The following is a 15,615-nucleotide window of genomic DNA, read 5'->3' on the forward strand; positions in this document are numbered from 1 at the left end:
GTCCCCGGTGGGCGACCAGGCCAAATGGGTTACCCGCATAACATGCGCCTTCAGGACCAGGGGCTCGGACTCCCCCTCCGGGTTCCAGATGCGCGCGGTTCCATCCCAGGAAGCGGTGGCCAGGCGGTCCCCGGTGGGCGACCAGGCCAGGTTGGTTATCGACATTTTATGTCCCTCCAATATGAGAGTCTCGGACTGCCTGTCCGGGTACCAAATGCGTGCTGTGCCATCATCGGAAGCGGTAGCCAGGCGGTCCCCGGTGGGCGACCAGGCCAGGTGGTCTACCGAGCTCTTGTGTCCTTTCAGGATAATGGGCTCAGCCTTGCCGGTGGTGGCCCAAATGCGCGCGGTGCCATCGCCCGAAGCTGTGGCCAGACGGCTGCCGGAGGGAGACCATGCCAAATGTGTTACCAAGCTCTTATGGCCTTTCAGGATAATGGGCTCGGCCTGCCCGTCCGGGTCCCAGATGCGTGCGGTGCAATCCCAGGAAGCGGTAGCCAAGCGGTAGCCGGAGGGCGACCACGCTAGATGGGTTATAATTCTCTCGTGGCCTCTAAAGGTCCTATTATTAATGTTAAAAATATCATGAGAGGGAATAAGTTCCTTTACCCATGGCTTAGAGGAGTTTTTAGCTTTAAAATGAGATTTCCATGACTCCAATAGGGAGTGTGCCTGCTGTCCTTCACGTTTCCATGGAGGTTGATAATCCTCAGGTGCAGCATTAGTAATTCCTGAATATATCGCCGTCTCCGGCGCATCATACCACCAGCCCCGGTTCCAGCAGACCTGAAATAGCAAGTCGGGATGGCGCATGATGAACTGAATCTCACTATTTATCGCACGGCTAAGCACAGATAAAACCGTTTTCTTGTTATTTCTATCTTCCCGGTATTGCCTTGCAGCCTGTTTGAAGTCTTCGGCCAACTCCTGGACCATATTCGAGCGCGCTTTGAGATCCACATACTCAAAGTTTGTAAGCAGCTCATACAATTCATCCCAACGGCCGGCCTGCTGAAGATGGGTCGGCAGATATTTGAGATCGTAACTGTCGAGGTTTTCTTTTTCGGTATCCCATGATCGCAAACCGCCATCAGCCATGCGATGATGCCCTCTAATGGGACTCACACCAAATTTTATCTCATTATAGGTTTTGTTAGAATCTCCTGCTAACCATTCTGCTACGCTTAAATGATAGGGGCGATATTGACCATCAGCATTGGGAAACATAGCAGATAACTTGTGAAGCCTGCGATTTAGTTCAAATTCCGGGTCAATTGGATCCAGACCCACTTTTTCTAACATATCACTTGCCGAAAGGGCGGCTACCATTCTTTGACCTGAAACCGGTTCCTGGGCCGCCACGATAATTTCCAATAGAGGTCGGACTTCTTTTTCATATGCTTCAAGATCTGAGAAGTGACGCTCAAAAAAGGCCTGGTATAACCCGGTCAGCCCAACCGGGAACTGGTCCGGCTGGGAGGGGTCCAGCGTTCCTTTTTCAATAGCCTCTATCGCTTTTTCAGCATACAGGAAGTTTCCGCCTGCTTTTTCTTCCAACCATTCTTTGACGGTTTGTCTGTCGGTGCCGGTTTGCTCAAGTACCTTTTGTATCGACCCACCCTCTAACTTGTACTCTATATACTGCTGAATGTCATCCCGGTTATTCTCGGAAGAGGCATCAATGTTGATCCTGTGGGTACGACCGGTGAAGTAACGCATCACACCAGCTACCGGCCGGCTGGCCAAAAGCAACCGCAGATCCTTGGCCAATGTCAGCTCGCGGAGAAAACTCCCCAACAACTTGGGAATTGTCTGATCGGATGGTGACTGCAAGGCCTCATCCAGCCCATCTACAAGCAGAAGCGCGGGTGTATTATTCTCGTCAATGGTTACAGAAGTAAGTGGATTGATGATCAGGTTTTTAAAGAGCGCATCGGGCTTTTCATTAAACAAATCTGGATCATGTAGTACTCCCTCCAGTGCCTCGGCATAATCTGGTAACTGAGTGGCCAGCTGGGCAGCCAGGGATTTAATAAACCGTTCCGGATCTGTGGTTTGAGAGTCGACTGAACGGCAAAAGTGAATGGCTGCCACATTGGACAGTTTGTGAGCTAAATGGGCCAATGCCGCCGATTTACCGGCTCCCGGATCACCCGTTATCAGACATACGGCATCGCCATCTTTATCGCCCAACCATTGGTCAATTTCATCTACCAGCCACTTGCGGCCGGTAAAATCATGCTGCAGGGCGGCCAGCTCGGGACCAAAGTCGATGGGATTCAATTGTCCCATTAATCCTGCAAGAGCCCCTTCTACGGATAAGCGCCCGCCTGACGCAAGGGCTTGCCGCAGCTTGGATAATCGTTCCTCTAAATTATTGAGCTGATCTACGTTTTTCAGATCAATCCAGTCCAGCCGAAAGATGCTCAAAGGCGGGGTACAAGGCTTATACATCACCGGAATAATCGGGATTCCGCGAAAACGCGCAAAACTGATCTCATCCAGGCAAACCCCTTCCGGCCGCCGTACCGCGTGTGGAGACAGTACGGTGATGACCCTATCGGCACCTTTTATTGCTTGTTCAATCTGTTCTTCCCAAGATCGTCCGCCTTTCATCTCGGCTTCATCGATCCACACCGTGTGGCCCTCATTTTCGAGCGTTTGCTTTAGTGTACGTGCAATATCCGAGGCGTCTTTTCGACCATAGCTGAGGAAAATTTTGAGTTGAGGTATTTCTTTCGGTTCGTTGACAGTTTCCTTGCCTGCATAAACAAGGCCATAACCTGAGTCGTGCTCTTTTGCCAGGTTGTTGACGATGAGATTTTGTCGTATAGCCTCAGCCACGGACTCATCATCGTCACACATGGAAAGAAGATCCGAATTTGTGATTATGCCTTCCGCTTGAAGGTGCTCAAGTGCTTTTTGGTAACTTGCTTTAAAATATTTTTTATCAGGCATAATTACTTCTGTCTTATATAATTAGAATCTTGATTCTTTTTCAGACTGCAGTCCAGTAATTTCATGATTAAAATTTTGAACTTGGAATCAGCATGTTCAGCGTTCACCTACTTACAATGTCCTGGAGAAACTTTTATAAAAGATGATCGTGCGCAGCTTGCTTATCCCGAAGAAGAAAATGAATACATATACATCAGCTTTTTAAATCGGCATAATATTCATTAGCGAATTTTTATATCTATATTCAAGGAATTAAATGAATTAAACCGATTAATGAAAACGATTGACTGGAAATACACTCCAGCTTTTTTCAAGATATAGATTGTCAGCATATGAACCCTGATACCTACCTAAAAGACAGACTGGAAGATCAAATCAACTGGTATAGCCGGAAAGCGAGTAGTAATAAAAGCGCCTATCTTCGTATTACTACGGCTACCTTGATTTTTGCAGTTTCTATACCCTTGTTTGCAATCTACCTGCTAGCATCTGAAAATCCCCTGTTTCAAAATAGCTTTTGTTTAGCATACTTTGGTTTTGCCGGGTTAGCGATAACCGTTCTGTCAGTTTTGAACCATATTTACAATTACCAGGATCGGTGGAGCCATTACCGCACGGTTGGGGAATTGCTAAAAAAAGAGCGTAACTTATACCAAATGAAGTCCGGTCCTTATAAAGATCAAGATGAGCCTTTTGACCTATTAGTGGAGCGTGTTGAGAAGACCATCAGCCCAAGAAATTCTTAGATATTGTACTCCACGAGTTAGTAAAATGAGCTGAAATGGATGAAAGGAATTCATATAATTAAATATTAAGGGTACATAAAAGGGTACATGAAACTCTAAAAAAGCCCCACACAGCCTTTAATGTGAACAAATTTATTGACTTCGGATCAGAAGGCTGAGGGTTCGAATCCTTCCGGGCGTACATAGACGTACTAACACCAAGCCGTAAGATATTTACATATAATGTCTTATGGCTTTTGTGTTTTTATGAGTGGACAACATACGGCAAACATTTTCACTTAAATGTGTTCTATTGCCTGCTTAGAGGTTTCCGACCTTAATTGTCACGATTACATCACCTACCACAAAAGGCAGTCCTTTAAAATCCGATTTTTTGAATGGGATATTGAAAGAGAAGAGTACTACTATTTTCCAATGCCTGATACTTTTGCAGGGAAGATTTATGAAGGGAATGCTGAGCTAGCTGATCCACCGAAGGATACCAGTATGATTGTGTATGAGCTATTATTTGGTGGGAGGAAGGGATAAATAGAAAAGGCAAACCAATTACTAAGTTTCAAATGGAAAGGCTCTATAAGGCTGACATAGTCAATAAATCCAACTACAATGACTGCCTTATTTAAAGACATCCAACTACAAATGCTTAGTAAAATTTTAAAATTGACTTATTTTATCAGCATAAACTTCTTTGTGCTCAAAAACTTTCCTGCCTGAATGCGATAGATATAGACCCCACTGGATAGCCCGGAAGCATCAAAGCTAGCCGTATGCCAGCCAGCACTTTGCTTTCCGTGAACCAAAGTGGCTACTTTTTGGCCCAGCATATTAAATATAGCCAACTCCACCTCTCCTGCTTGTGGCAGACCATATCGAATCTGTGTAGTTGGGTTGAAAGGGTTCGGGTAATTTTGTTGAAGTGTGTATTCCACAGGCGCACCCTCTAGCTCGTTAGATACGGCCAATGCAGTAGTAAAAGAAAACACTTCAGACCAATCGGATAATCCCCCAGAATTTTCTGCTTGTACTCTCCAGGAATAGGTAAAATCCTCTTTGAGTTCATTCTCTAAAGCTATTGTTGTATCTGGTTCTGATATTGTTGAGTCTATTAAAACAGGATCAAAACTGTCATTTCCCGATAACTGGAATTTATATGTTTCAGCACGTTTGGAAGGTTTCCATACAAAATTCGGAGTTCTCTCTATTTCAGTTGATTCATTGGTTGGTTCAAGTAAAACAACTGCTTCTGGAGACTGTTGAATGGTTTTAAAATTCCAAACTTCGGACCAATCACTTCCACCTCCGTCATTTATAGCTTTGACTTTCCAGTAATATGTAGAATCATAAGATAGCGCATTTAGTGTAAGCGAAGTGTCAGCTAGGGTAGTGTCAATAATAGTCGATTCAAAATTGTCACTATTAGATAATTGAACATTATATGATGTAGCTAAATTAGTATCTGACCATCTTAATTTTGCTGATGTAGTTATTAAAGAACTATCTGGTTTTGGACTAATTAAATTTACAGGATCAGGTAATTTGACTATATTTATTTGAAGGCTGTCAGTATGTAATTTTATTGAATTTCCTTCTGCATCATTAGCGGTTATATCAAAAAGAGAAAAGTTAACTTGCCCTGTTTTGTCACTGATAAATTGTGCTCTGGCAATTTTTCCTGTACCGCTAATACCTTCTCCGTCTGTTAAGGATATAGCCAAATCAACTGTTTGGCTATCTATCACTGAGTAAAATTCCAACACTTCTCCACTGAAAAAATCACCAATTTGAGCACTTTTGTCAACGTATTTAGTGAAAGATGAACTGGTATGAAATTTTGCAGACAGACCAAAAAGGTTGGAAACTTCTACTGAGTCATCTATGACTATGTCTACCCAATAAGGCTGACCCAACGCATATGAATTTTTTGCGGATGAAGGCTTTAAAACTGGAATGCCTGGTTCCTCCTCAGTTTTAAAAGACCACCTCTCACTCCAATCACTTTCTCCATAATCATTAATGGCTTTTACCTGCCAATAATAATCTGTTTTGTAACCCAAACTATCTAATGGGACAAAAATATTATCTGCTAATAAGGTGTCAACGATGAGTTGGTTAAAATCTTCGTCAAGGCTTAATTGAAATCTGTAGTTCTTATCTAAATCACCAGCTTCCCAATCAAATTGAGCATCAACTGCAACATCTTGAATATTATTTTGCGGCGATATAAGTGAAACCTCTGAAGGTGGTTGCCTTAGTTCTTCTAGGCCATCCCAAATAGCAAATCTGCTGGCGGGTTTATTCCCAGCAATAGTAAACAAACCACCAACAAATAATCTGTTTTCAACAATTTCCATGCTCTGGACATCTAGTGAGCCACCTCGAACACCGCTGCCTAAATTACTCCATAAATCAGAATTTACATTATACCGGGCGATATAATTGGCTGGCTTTCCACCTGCATAAGCAAAATAACCACCCACAAAAACATGATCATCAACTAACTTAATATCCCAGACTTGAGCATCTGCAGTACCTCCTGCGAATGGACCGCCCCCCAAGCCAGAACCCAAAGATGTCCATTTTTCAGTGTCAATATCATATTGGGCAATACTATTTGCTTCTATTCCACCAGCTGCGGAAAATTGTCCTGCCACAAATAGTTTATTCCCAGTACCATCTATTGCAAAAGCATTTCCTGGTATTCCACTCCCTAAATAAAACTTCTCTTCATTCAATAAGTCGAATCCAAAAATCCCTTGGTCATTGCCAAAATTCCAGCCCCCAAAATAAATTTTACCATCCTTCAAATATGAGTCTGTAATACCTAAATTACCTTCATTTGGTATGTTGTAAACTTTATCAATCTGTAGGTTATCCAGATTGTATTCTACAAGTTCTAAAGAGTTTTGCCAACTATTATTATGAGATGCATAAATTGATGACTCAGTAATTTTTAAATTAATAATAGGTCTATCGCTATAAAGAGATATCTGTTCCCATATATTGTTTTTCAGGTCATACATCAAAAACCGTTTCTTATCTATGTCATCTTCTACGGCAACGACTCCTGCAACAAATAATGAGTCACTTATTAATCCCAATTCAAACACTCTAGGGGGTTCCCAAATATCTGTATTGGTTAGAATAGTATTTAGAGGACCCCAGCTTTCATCATGCAGAGAAAATTTAGCAATTGGGCCTGTTGCCCCCCCACCAACTGAGGTAAATTCACCACTTACTATCACAAATTGATCATTGGTTACAATATGTTCAATATGACCGTTAAAACCTTTTGCACTACTTACTTTTTGCCAGCCACTGTCAAAACGGTAATGCAATAAACCTTTTGCAGGAGGGGTACCAGGAGAATTTAAAGCGTTTGCGACAAATAAATCATTTTCCGTCGCCACAATATCAAGAACAGAACCCCACCGTGAAACACCTTCTAATCTTGAAAATTCATCTGTTTCTAGATTATAAATACCAACTCTATCGTGAAACTCGTAGTCATAAACACCAAAATTTCCCCCAAAGTATAGCATATTATCTGATACAGTCAGCTCCCATATACTATCATCTCCTATAGATGTAGTCCCAAAATCACCCAGTCGAAGTGCCGCCCAAGACTTTTGGATAGGATCGTAAACAGCTATATGATCTGGTTCATCTGAACCTGAAATAGAAAGCTGGTTTCCAGCTACAATCAGCTTTCCATTATATTTTTCTAGAGATACAACATTACCAGTAATATTTTCAGAAATTGCATTCCATTCTTTTTCTACAAGTGAATATTGAGCGAGTTTTTCAGCCCCTGATTCTCCGGCATTAATAAAATTTCCTCCCACATATAGAGTGTCATTTATAACCTCTGAATCCCATATAACACCATATCCTCCTTCTAAACCATTACCTAAAGTTGACCAAGTTTCTTGTTCTAAGTCATAAATCACAATATTACTTGCTGAAATAATAGAGTCATCAGTTTGTATTTCGGTGAATTGTCCACCAATAATTAGTTGATTATTCCAAGTGTCAATGCTACGAACTATACCAACAGGATACCCTTTCAGAGGAAACCACTCAGATTTATTAAAATCATAATATGCAATACTTGTTGCGTTCTTTTCACCAGCTCTATCAAAAGACCCAGCTACATATAATTTTTCGTTATAAATAAGCATGTCATCGATAGAACCATAGTTACCATTAGTTCTCCATATTCCTTCTCCTAATGCTTCCCATGTTTTGTCAGTTTTATTGAATCGGACTATGGAGTTAGCTTCTATGGTATCAGCATAAAAGAAACTACCTCCTACATAAATGTCATCACCGTAAGCCTCCAATGCCCTAACATTACCATCCACACCTGGAGCATAACTTTCGCTAATCCAATGTTCATCACCAGATGCACTGAAGGGATGTTGAATATTTTTAGTTAGAAAATTTGCGTTATTTGCAGAGCTTTTTTTCTCGGTTATGCATTTTTTAGGTAAAATAATGTCAGGTTTCTTTTCTGAAAGTTCCTTCAAAAACTCACACTCCGATATATCCTGATCTGGGAATACCATTTCCTGACCAAATAGAGGAATATTAATTGCTAAGAGTAGAACAAATTGTAGACCTAAAAGCTTATTTACGAACATAATGATCTGTGTTTTACTTTATTAAAGTCAGCTTTTTGACTTTGGAGAAATTGGTGGTTTCAATTTTGTAGAGATAGACACCACTGGAAAGAGAGTTGGCGTCAAAACGAATGCTGTGTACACCCGCTGATTTTTGTTCATTAACAAGTGTTTTTACTTTTTGGCCCGCTATAGTGTAAATAGTAAGGGATACATGGCCGGGCTTTTCAAGGGAGTACTCAATGGTAGTTGACGGATTAAAAGGATTCGGATAATTATCTGCCAAATGGTTCTTTAGCGGGAGCTCATTTTCTGCCGAAGTGGTTATGCTACCGCTGCCAACCACATAATTAATTTCAACGGATTCCATCAATCTGTCATCTGAAGTAATAATTTGGTCAAACGTTAAGTTCACAGTTTCATCATGTTTCCAAGTATGATTGAGAATTAATGTGCCTAAACGTGTATTCTCAACATGCACAGGCTGCTTCTTATTTGTGAATGCAATATCCAACATGCTTTCATCCTCATGATCATAATCAAACACAATCAAATCATCTCCTAAAAAACTGTTAGACACATCCAACTCATAACTTTGCAATTTCTCTTTGTTTTCTATGATTACATCAAAAGCAAGCCCTTGTAATGGCTCATCTGAATTCCATTGTAGATCCAATTGTAATTCCCCTTCTTTTGGTTGATCATCAGAGATCTCGACCTTGAAGTATTTTAGCACTTCATTAAGGGTAGGATCGTTACCCGTAAACTGCTCATTATTTTGTTGGTGTGTTTGAGAATAATTCAACCCAATAACTAAAACATCTGCGGCATTTATTTTCCCGTCGCCATTAGTATCAGCAAAAATTCTTTTGGGAGTCTCTCCATCCAAGTCCCATGGTACTCTTTGGTGAATTTCCCAAGCACTGCCGGGGTTATTATTCTCGCCATTTTCCTGACCGTAGTAAAGCCCGATTGGTAAAACGTCAGAAGCATCTACGTATGCATCATTATTTGCGTCTCCGGGCCATACATCAACTAGGATCGAATCATCCCAATAAACCTGAACAGGTCCGGCAGGGTGAGACTCACCATCATTATAAGATGCAACAACCGTATAGTTGTAGACTCCAGTATCAGGTAAAGCTTCGGTAAAGTATTTTTTGGTTGTAGTTTCTAAAAGCTCATCGCTTCTAAATACTTGATAGTGGTTAAATCGCTGTTCTTCAGCGGCATCTAAGAAGGTATGGTCCCAGTTGAGTTCGACTTGCCCTGAATATTGATTTAATTGTGCTGTTAAGTTAGAGGGTTTGCTCCGGGCTTCTTGTTGCTCAATACTACCACCGGTAACTATCAATGAAAAGGCTTGTATATCATTTTCTAACATACCCTTATGAGAAATATGTAGGGTGTACAGACTATCTTTATCTGTTTCATTAATGTAAATGACCTCTACATTATCCCTATAATTATCGCCGGTACCTGCATTAGCTGATGGAGTTGAAGGATCAAGGATGTAAGGGGCAAATTCCTGTTCCTTTTTATAAGAGATCCTCATATCTAAGTCATTAACAAGTACCATTTTGGTAGTGTCGGGGTTATCATAGTTATATGGCCCCGGAACATCTGTCCATGCTATGGTCGCTTTAAGTGGTTCTTCTCCAGAGGCTTTGACCTGATAAGCAAGCTCCTGTCCTTCATTAAGAATCAGTTCATTCACGGATGCAAAACCATTTTGTGCAGTGTCTCGCGAGATAATTTCAGCGGATTTTTTAGTATTCATCAATCCCCAGCCATATCGGTAATCCGGTCCTGGTGCACCATTTATAGTGTCATCTGCAGCATGAATAACTAAAGCTTTCATAGTTGAAGACCAAAGAGTCTGATCAGATCCGGAGACGTTCTTGTAGTGCTCATTTAGTAGACCAATAGAGCCACTAACCATTGGGCCAGCCATAGAAGTGCCATTAAAAGAGGCATAGCTATCATCTGATGACGAGACTGCAGAATAAACGTCTACGCCCTTTGCAACTACGTCAGGTTTAATCCTCCCGTCATGGGTAGGCCCCCAGCCGCTAAATGTTGCCATATTTGCAGCGGCATCAACCGCACCTACCGTGAGTATATTTTTTGCTGTGCTAACTCGTCCTAAACTTTTAAAGCCATTTTGCCCACCATCTAATTCTCGAATTTTATCCGAAGCGACCCAATCACCATCTTTTCTTACATAATGTGTTACGGGTTGGTTTTCCGGGCCTTCTCCACGATCATTCCCAGCAGATTTAACCATCAAATAATGAGGGGCATTAAAAGCAATGCCATCCCATTGATTTGCCCAATGATCGTAATGACCAAAAAAGAAATCCCTTTTTTCATTCATGCTTTCATCGCCAAACCAGTGCCAACCCTCGTAACCACTGTAATTTCCCCAAGACCAACCTACTATATTCCCATAAGAGTGTTGAGAAACTGTAAGCCCTTCTGCTGCAGCCTCTGCCATTTCTGAATTATCATCGTTCCAATCGTAAGCATTAAGGTTTGCTTTGTAAGACATTCCCTTTGCATTAGCATCAACTCCTTCTGCAATCATGGTTCCAGCTACATGAGTTGCATGTTCACTAATAGTAGTGGCACCATCACCTTGAATTATTCTGTCGCCAAATTCTTGATGAGTAGTTCTAACAGCTCCTCCATCCCAGATACCAAGTGTTTCTCCTTGTCCAGATAGATTAAAACCTGCGGTACCACTTTCCCACAGTTCTGATGATTTTATTAAGTCTGCACCCTCTAAATTATAGGTGGTTAGGTAGATGGGTATTCCATTTTCGATTCGTTGTAACTCAACTACTCTGCCATTTTGTAGCGTACTTCTGATTAAGTATCCTTTTGCATTAGCTATTTCGATAGCTGCTAATTTTTTTTGCTGAGACTCAATGCGTTGCTGAGATGCAATTTTATTTAACTCAGATTTCTGTAAGACTACCTGGCCGTATAGATTAATCGTACCTACAAATAGAAAACATATTAAGACCGATATAAATAATGAAGCTTTGAGCTTTAATTGTTTCATGGGATCTATAGTCCTTTTCATATTTGTACCCTGCATGAAATTAGTTAGTTTCTCAATGACCGAATCCAGACAATCAACTGAGTCACCTTTTGATCTTTTTCTTCTACCAGAGTGTCTAATGAGAAATTCATTTGCTCAGTAGTTTTGAAGTCTAAATTTCTTAGAGTAATAGAAGTTGAAGGACCAATAAATTCTGTTTTAGAGACCATTCTTTGTTTAATCTCTGCCAATTCTTGTCCTAAATCATCACTTTGTATAAGGTCATCTAGTATTTTTTTCTGCTCCCGGCTTAAGCTATAATTCCTAACACTATCTGCTTCGGTTTTCAAGGGTCTTACACTTTTAGCAATAAGTTGCTTGTATTGCACTTCTCCGGATTTGGTAAAAATAAATTCAAAGCCAACATTATCTCCTATTGAATACATATCCATGCCTCCAATTTCTTGGTATTGAAGAAGAATTTCATTTGGAGAGGAGTCAGTCTGTTTTTGCAAATTTGTACAGGAATAAACCGAAAGCCCCCCGAAAAAGAATACAACCCCTATAAAAGTTCTAAAAATCATCAATAAATTGGTTTTAAAAATGCCCCCCGATAATAAAACGTGATTTATTTTAAACATTTCACGTTAATAGAGCAAAAACAATTAATTCATGATTATTACAGACAATATCATTCTAACCCAGACCATAATTGCAACTGCTATAATCTCAGCTTCGCGTATTACAAGAGAGTAAATAATTATATGTAAAGATTGTATTCTATCTTAAGTATGTATCTGGCAAACAAATCTTTCATTTACCTTCGGTTTACTCATTTAAAGAAAAAGTGAAATCTACTTTTCATGGTATTCAGGTGCCTTTAAGCGTATTTGAAGGAAGAATATTCATTTCTTCCGGGCGTACATAGACGTACCAACGCCAAGCCGTAAGATATTTACATATAATGTCTTATGGCTTTTGTGTTTTTAAGAGTGGGCAACATACGACAAACATTTTCACTTAAATGTGTTCTATTGCTTCTAGAGCGTTTAGTCATCATTCAGCACACCAGTTTTGACAAAATAAAAAACAGCGGTCTTACTTGTGATAAAACCGCTGTTCTTTGTCTCTATTTTAATATGTGTTTAGGTTACTCTGTCTCAAACTGTGCCAACAAGGCTGGGATAACGACCATGTTCAATAGGGTAGAACTCAAGAGTCCACCTAAAATCACCTGAGCCATTGGAGACTGTATCTCATTCCCCGGCTCACCGGCGGCTAAAGCCAGTGGGATAAGTGCCAGCCCTGCAGTAAGTGCAGTCATCAGGATGGGATTAAGTCGTTCCATAGCTCCCTGCCGGATGGCTTGCAGGAATTCCTTCCCTTCTTTTCTGAGCTGTTGGTAATGAGAGACCATCAGGATTCCATTTCGGGTGGCAATACCAAACAGAGTGATAAAACCGACCAGTGAGGCAATGGAAATGATTCCGCTGGTAAACAGCACGGTGTAGATCCCACCAATTAAAGCAAAAGGGAGGTTTACCATTACTAACAGAGCCGTTTTGAGAGAACCGAATTCCAGGTACAATAACAGATAAATCGCCGCGATAGCAATAATACTAAGCAACGAAATCGTTCGGGTAGCCTGAGCTTCACTTTCAAACTGACCACCATATTCCACAAAATAGCTTTGTGGGAAGCTGACGTTCTGAGCTACATTGGCACGGATCTCATCCACGGTGCCACGCAGATCTCTACCCGCGACATTCGCGGAGACCACGATCTTACGCTGCACATTTTCCCGGCTGATGGTGTTAGGGCCACTTCGGGATGTCACCGAAGCCAATTCTGCCAGTGGTACAATGGTTCCGTCTTCCAGGTTAAAAGTGGCTTTTTGGACCGACTCAATACTGCCCCGGTGATCTTCATCGAAGCGAACCAGCAGGTCGAACATCTTGTCGCCTTCCAGTATCTGCGAGACCACTTCACCGGCAAAAGCCACATCCACCATCTCAGCAAGTTGTTGAATGGTAATTCCGTAGCGAGCCAGCGCTCTTCGGTCCGGTCGGATTTGGATCTGCGGAACATTTTGTTGCTGCTCTACCGACAGATCAACCACACCTTCTACCGTTTCCATTTGTCCGCGCACTTCTTCAGCCATAGCCCGAAGCCTGAACAGATCCGTACCAAAGATCTTCACGGCGATGTTCGCTCGGGTCCCGGAAAGCATATGATCAATTCGGTGCCCGATGGGCTGACCAATAGTGATGTTGGTTCCTGAAACCACACTCAGGTCTTCCCGAATCTCAGCCAGCACTTGTTCTTTGGTCGTTCCTTCCGGGATATCCAGTTCCGCATCTATCTCCGAAGCATTCACGCCCTGAGCATGCTCATCCAGCTCGGCCCGACCGGTACGTCGAGAGGTCGATTCAATTGCCGGATGATCCAGCAGTATCTCCTCAATTCGTTTACCGATAGCATTGGATTCGGTCAGCGAAGTTCCCGGAATCGTAACCGCGCTGATCACCAACGTCCCTTCATTGAATTCAGGCAAGAAAGATCTTCCCAGAAATGGCAACACCACCAATGTTCCAAGAAACAGCACTAATGTTCCAACCAAAACGGTCTTCTTGATGCGTAGGACTACGTTCAAGACATGTTCATAGCCTGATTTTAACTTCTTGGTAAACCAGCTTTCTTCCAGTTTTCCTTTGGAGGCCTGACTGGGAAGCAAATAGTAGCACATGGCCGGTGTAACCGTCATGGCAATCACTAATGATGCTCCGATCGAAATGATGTAGGCAAGCCCCAGAGGCTGCAGCATACGACCTTCGATTCCGCTTAGGAAAAATAGCGGAATGAAAACAATCATAATGATCAGTGTGGCATTGATGATGGAAGACCGGATTTCCTTTGAGCCTTCAAATACTACATCAATGTCCGATTTCTGCTTGGTTTCCGGAAGTTTTGAGTTTTCCCTGAGCCGCCTGAATACATTCTCCACGTCAATTATGGCATCATCCACGATCACCCCAATGGCAATAGCCATCCCCCCCAAGGTCATCGTGTTGATGGTGATATCAAAGAATTCCAGTACGAAGATCGAGAAGATCAGCGCTAACGGAATGGCGGTTAGCGAGATCAGGGTCGTTCGGAAATTCCCCAGAAACAGGAACAAGATCACGATCACCAAAAAGGCTCCATCCCGCAGGGCTTCGATGACGTTGTCGATAGCCAGTTCAATAAACTCGGCCTGTCTAAACAGGTGTGTGTTGATCTCAAATCCGTCTGGGAGGCTGGACTCAATCTGCGCCAGCGTTTCATCTACGCGGGATGTTAGTTCCAATGTATTAGCACCCGGCTGTTTTTGAATAGAAATAATCACGGCCGGTTCGGCATTCACCGAGGCATCCCCGATCTTTTGAGCAGCTGCGATCTCGACATTAGCCACATCTCCTATCGTGATTGGAATATTATTTCGCTGGGTGATCACGGACTGCTCCAGATCTTCTACCGAGTACGCCCGCCCTATTCCACGAATGGTGTACTCCTGACTGTATTCTCTGAAGAAACCGCCGGAGAAGTTTTCATTAGACTGCTCAGTAGCCTGTAAAACCTGATTCAGGGTGATATTGTACTGCTTCAGCTTATCAGGACTAACCCGTACCTGATATTGTTTCTGGCCACCTCCAATGGGAATAACTTGGGCGACTCCAGGGATAGCCAAAAGCCTTCTTCTGATTTCCCAGTCGGCGGCTGTTCGCACTTCCAGCTCAGAGTGCTCATCGCTGTTCACACTCACCAGCATGATCTCTCCCATGATGGATGAGATCGGCGCCATAATGGGCGGCGGGACTTCTTCGGGCAGGCCGGTCGCTACCAGCTGTAATTTTTCATTCACAATTTGCCGAGCCCTGAAAATATCGGTGCCCCAGTCGAATTCAACCCATACAATGGATATGCCTTTTGAAGTGGATGAGCGAACCCGTCGCACTCCCGTCGCTCCATTTACGGAGGTCTCGACCGGAATGGTTACCAGCCGTTCTACCTCTTCAGGTGCCATCCCATGCGCCTCGGTCATTACCGTTACGGTGGGAGCCGTGAGATCGGGGAACACATCCACAGGCATACGGTCCACTATATAAATTCCGGCTGCCAGTATGACCACCGAACTCACCAACACGACCAGCCGGTACCTTAACGATCCTCTGATTATTGCATCTAACATAATTTATTTCCTTTCCTG

The 15,615-nt window shown here is 42.4% G+C and carries 7 protein-coding genes; 2 read left to right on the forward strand and 5 right to left on the reverse strand.

Annotated features, from left to right (window positions below; all coding sequences use genetic code 11):
• On the reverse strand, positions 1-2,958 hold a 2,958-nt coding region (locus CL667_09590), incomplete at its 3' end, for a hypothetical protein (protein MAL17952.1).
• A gap of 332 nt (positions 2,959-3,290) precedes the next feature.
• On the opposite strand from CL667_09590, the gene CL667_09595 reads away from it, so the two are divergent.
• Both CL667_09595 and CL667_09600 read left to right on the forward strand, forming a co-directional pair.
• A complete protein-coding gene (locus CL667_09595; GenBank protein MAL17953.1) occupies positions 3,291-3,704 on the forward strand; it encodes a hypothetical protein in 414 nt (137 codons plus the stop codon).
• Between the two features lie 282 nt (positions 3,705-3,986).
• Positions 3,987-4,232 carry a hypothetical protein gene (locus CL667_09600; protein MAL17954.1) on the forward strand — a complete coding sequence of 82 codons (246 nt, stop codon included), beginning with the start codon at positions 3,987-3,989 and terminating at the stop codon, positions 4,230-4,232.
• 137 nt (positions 4,233-4,369) lie between these two features.
• On the opposite strand, the gene CL667_09605 is transcribed toward CL667_09600, so the two are convergent.
• From CL667_09605 to CL667_09620, 4 genes are all read right to left on the reverse strand, one after another.
• The gene (locus CL667_09605) at positions 4,370-8,344 is read right to left on the reverse strand and encodes a hypothetical protein (GenBank protein MAL17955.1); all 3,975 of its coding nucleotides are present in this window, start codon (positions 8,342-8,344) and stop codon (positions 4,370-4,372) included.
• Between the two features lie 13 nt (positions 8,345-8,357).
• Positions 8,358-11,426, reverse strand: coding sequence for a hypothetical protein (locus CL667_09610; protein ID MAL17956.1), 3,069 nt, complete (start codon positions 11,424-11,426; stop codon positions 8,358-8,360).
• A gap of 8 nt (positions 11,427-11,434) precedes the next feature.
• Positions 11,435-11,953, reverse strand: a complete 519-nt coding sequence (locus tag CL667_09615) for a hypothetical protein (protein MAL17957.1) — start codon at positions 11,951-11,953, stop codon at positions 11,435-11,437.
• A gap of 566 nt (positions 11,954-12,519) precedes the next feature.
• Complete coding sequence (locus CL667_09620; protein MAL17958.1) at positions 12,520-15,597, reverse strand: CusA/CzcA family heavy metal efflux RND transporter; 3,078 nt, start codon at positions 15,595-15,597, stop codon at positions 12,520-12,522.
• Positions 15,598-15,615: the final 18 nt, after the last annotated feature.

Source organism: Balneola sp. (assembly GCA_002694685.1).
Classification (GTDB): Bacteria; Bacteroidota; Rhodothermia; order Balneolales; family Balneolaceae; genus Gracilimonas.

Bases quoted from the DNA above. Each gene is read 5' to 3' on its own strand.
- CL667_09595 (MAL17953.1), top strand. From the start codon at position 3,291: ATGAACCCTGATACCTACCTAAAAGACAGACTGGAAGATCAAATCAAC.
- CL667_09600 (MAL17954.1), top strand. From the start codon at position 3,987: ATGTGTTCTATTGCCTGCTTAGAGGTTTCCGACCTTAATTGTCACGAT.
- CL667_09605 (MAL17955.1), bottom strand. From the start codon at position 8,344: ATGTTCGTAAATAAGCTTTTAGGTCTACAATTTGTTCTACTCTTAGCA.
- CL667_09610 (MAL17956.1), bottom strand. From the start codon at position 11,426: ATGCAGGGTACAAATATGAAAAGGACTATAGATCCCATGAAACAATTA.
- CL667_09615 (MAL17957.1), bottom strand. From the start codon at position 11,953: ATGATTTTTAGAACTTTTATAGGGGTTGTATTCTTTTTCGGGGGGCTT.
- CL667_09620 (MAL17958.1), bottom strand. From the start codon at position 15,597: ATGTTAGATGCAATAATCAGAGGATCGTTAAGGTACCGGCTGGTCGTG.